The sequence below is a fragment of the Microbacterium sp. Bi128 genome (assembly GCF_918698205.1).
The window spans coordinates 1-3,371 of the sequence record NZ_CAKKMM010000505.1; the positions used below are offsets into that span (position 1 = coordinate 1).

Here is a 3,371-nt window from a genome sequence, read left to right on the forward strand (position 1 = left end):
GTTCGGCGATGTCGTCAGGGTTCACGAACACCACATGGCGGCCCTTCTTGATGCCACGGTAGCGGTCGTTGTGCGAGTAGATGGTGGTGTTGAACTGGTCGTGGGAGCGCATGCTCTGCAGGATCAGGGTTCCCTCCGGCCGTTCGACAAGTTCAAGATCGTTGGCGGTCAGCACGGCCTTGCCGGTGGGCGTGGGGAAAGTGCGGGAGTCGCGGGGACCGTGGGCGAGGACAAACCCGCCTTCCTGCCGGATCCGCTGGTTGTAGTCCTTGCAGCCGCCCACCACGCGCGAAATATGGTCCCGGATGAGGTCGTAGTTCTTCTCATAGCCGTCCCAGTCGGCCCTGATCTTGTCGCCCACCAGGAGTTTGCCCAGCCGGCTCACGATGGCCGGCTCCGAGAGCAGGTGGTGGGACACCGGCTCGACGCTGCCCCAGGACGGGTGCACGGCGCAGACGGTGTCCTCCACCGACACGAACTGGGGACCGGATTCCTGGATATCGATCTCGGTCCGGCCCATCGTGGGGAGGATCAGGGCCTCGCGGCCCGTCACAGTGTGCGAGCGGTTCAGCTTGGTCGAGATCTGGACCGTCATCTCCGTGTTTTGCATGGCAGCCTCGGCGGCGTTCGTGTCCGAGATGGCACCCACCAGGTTGCCGCCCAGGGCGACGAATACCTTGATCTCGCCCGCGCGCATCTTGTTGATGGTCTCGACGGCGTCCGCGCCGTGTTCGCGGGGCGGCTCGAAGTCGAACTCCTCGCCGAGGGCCTCCATGAAGGACTGCGGCATTTGCTCCCAGATGCCCATGGTCCGGTCGCCCTGCACATTGCTGTGCCCGCGGATGGGGGAGGCGCCGGCGCCTGGCTTGCCGATATTGCCGCGCAGCAGCAGGAGGTTGATGATCTCCTTGATGGTGGCAACACCCTTCTTCTGCTGCGTGATGCCCATGGCCCAGGTGATGATGACTTTCTCGGCCTTGAGGTAGCGGGCGGCCAGCTCATCGATGTCCTCGCTGCGCAGGCCCGTGGCCTCAAGCACTGTGCCTTCATCCAGCCCGGCGAGGTGTTCCTTGAGCTCCTCGAGCCCCTCGCAGTGTTCGGCCAGGAAGGCGTGGTCCAGGACCGTCCCGGGGTTCTTGGCCTCGGCGTCGAGCACGCGCTTGGACACGGCCTGCAGCAGCGCCATGTCCCCGCCGATCCGGATCTGGAGGAACTGGTCCGCGATCTGGACGCCGTGACCGACGACCCCGTTGACCTGCTGCGGGTTCTTGTACCGGCGCAGGCCCGCTTCGGGGAGGGGGTTGACGGCCACGATCTCACCGCCGTTGCGCGTGCACGCCTCGAGTTCGGTCATCATCCGGGGGTGGTTGGTGCCGGGGTTCTGGCCCATGATGATGATCAGGTCGGCTTTGGCGTAGTCGTCGAAGCTGACCGTCGCCTTGCCGATGCCGATGGTCTGGCCCATGGCCCAGCCGGAGGATTCGTGGCACATATTGGAGCAGTCCGGCAGGTTGTTGGTGCCGTAGCCGCGGACCATGAGCTGGTAGAGGAAGGCAGCCTCGTTCGAGGTCCGGCCGCTCGTATAAAACGCCGCCTGGTCGGGGGAGTCCAGACCCTTGAGCTTGCCGGCCACGAGCCGGAGCGCCTCGTCCCAGCTGACCGCCTTGTAGTGGTCCTCGCCGGCGGCCTTGTACACCGGTTCGGTCAGGCGGCCCTGCATGCCAAGCCAGTACTCGGTCTGGCTGCGCAGGTCGCTGACGGCATTCTCGGCCCAGAAAGTTTCGGGAACCACCACCGGGGTCGCTTCCCAGGTGACCGCCTTGGCCCCGTTCTCGCAGAACTCGAATGCCTTGCGGTGGTGGGGATCCGGCCACGCGCAGCTCGGACAGTCGAAGCCGTCCTTCTGGTTCATCGCCATGACGGTCTTGCGGGTCCGGTTCAGCCCCATCTGTTCGATGGCTGGCTTCATGGAGTGGTACACGCCCGGGACGCCGGCGGCCCAGCTTTTCGGCCCGTCTCCGACGACGAGATCCTTTTCGGACGGTTCCTCGATGTGAGGAGTCTTGCGAGTCACGTGAACTTCCCTTCTGCAACCACCACCCGGATGGGGCGGCGTGCTGATCTGCCACTCTGCACCTTACCGTCAGGCCTATCAGCTTGATCGGAGCGCCGCAAGCAATTGACCGGCCGGTGCCCGTAGGCAAGTCCTCCTTACCAAGTAGCGCTCACGCTCATTTACAGGTACCAGCTACTCGTGTTGCCGAGAAAGAAGCCGTGTGTTGTTGGGGTGGAAGGTCTCAGTGGGGGAAAACCAACGGATTCCAGGGTCACGGCCCTGCGGCATGCGGGTTATTCATTTGCGTTCGGCCGCCTCCTGGCGGAGCCGAAGAGATCTGTCCTGCGATGAATTTGCTCAATAAGAAGCCGAACAATTTTGTGAACATGGGGGCAGTGCGATGGAAAAGATTTGGGCCGACCGACTACTTGGCAGAGAGTCGATGCACGTTTACGGGTCTGCTGCGAAAGCTTTGATCCAAGGCAGAACCATCCTCGTGACGGGCGCCGGGGGTTCCATCGGCTCAGAGATCGTGCGCCAGATGCATACGCTGGAAGCTGGCAAGGTCTTCTGCATCGACGACGACGAGTTCGCCCTTTATAACCTGCAAATGGATCTGGAAGGCCTGGCGCTGCTGGACGACGACGTGTACCGGCTGGCCGACATCCGGGACGAACAGCTCATGCGGCGCATCATGCAGGAGGTCCACCCGGATGTCGTCTTTCATGCCGCAGCCCACAAGCACCTGCCGCTTCTCGAGCGGGCACCTGAGGCAGCAGTCAAGACCAACGTCTTTGGAACCCAGTCCGTAGTCCGAGCAGCAATTGCTGCAGGTGTCAGCAGGGTTGTCAACATCAGCACAGACAAGGCGGCCAATCCGACATCGGCATTGGGATGGTCCAAGAGGCTCGCCGAGCACGTGGCCGGCAAGTATGCCGGCACCTCAGAGACCAAACTGGCAAGTGTCCGGTTTGGAAATGTTCTTGGCAGCCGAGGCTCCTTCCTGCCCACGCTGATGACTCAGATTGAGAGGGGACAGCCGATCCGGATCACCGATCCCGGTGTCGCACGCTACTTCATGACCATCCCCGAAGCAGCCGGCCTGGTGATCGAAGCCGCTTGCCTCGGTTCCGGCGGGGAAACGTACGTGCTGGACATGGGCGCCCCTGTGCGGATCGAGTCGCTGCTGCGCCGGTACGTCGAAATGGTTGACTGCCCGATGCCTGCAGTTGAGTACACCGGCCTGCGTCCCGGCGAAAAGATGTCCGAGGAACTTTTCGACATGCGCGAAACCCACTACGCCACGCCTCATCCG

Annotated in this window: 2 protein-coding genes; one reads left to right on the forward strand and one right to left on the reverse strand. The window is 63.1% G+C overall.

The genetic code is table 11. From position 1 onward, the window contains the following. The coding region (locus tag LQV45_RS21900) for an FdhF/YdeP family oxidoreductase (RefSeq protein ID WP_230008802.1) at window positions 1–2,074 on the reverse strand (2,074 nt) is incomplete at its 3' end. A 382-nt stretch (window positions 2,075–2,456) separates the two neighbouring features. On the opposite strand from LQV45_RS21900, the gene LQV45_RS21905 reads away from it, so the two are divergent. Beyond that, window positions 2,457–3,371, forward strand: a 915-nt coding sequence (locus LQV45_RS21905) for an SDR family NAD(P)-dependent oxidoreductase (RefSeq protein ID WP_230008803.1), incomplete at its 3' end; no start/stop codon positions are given.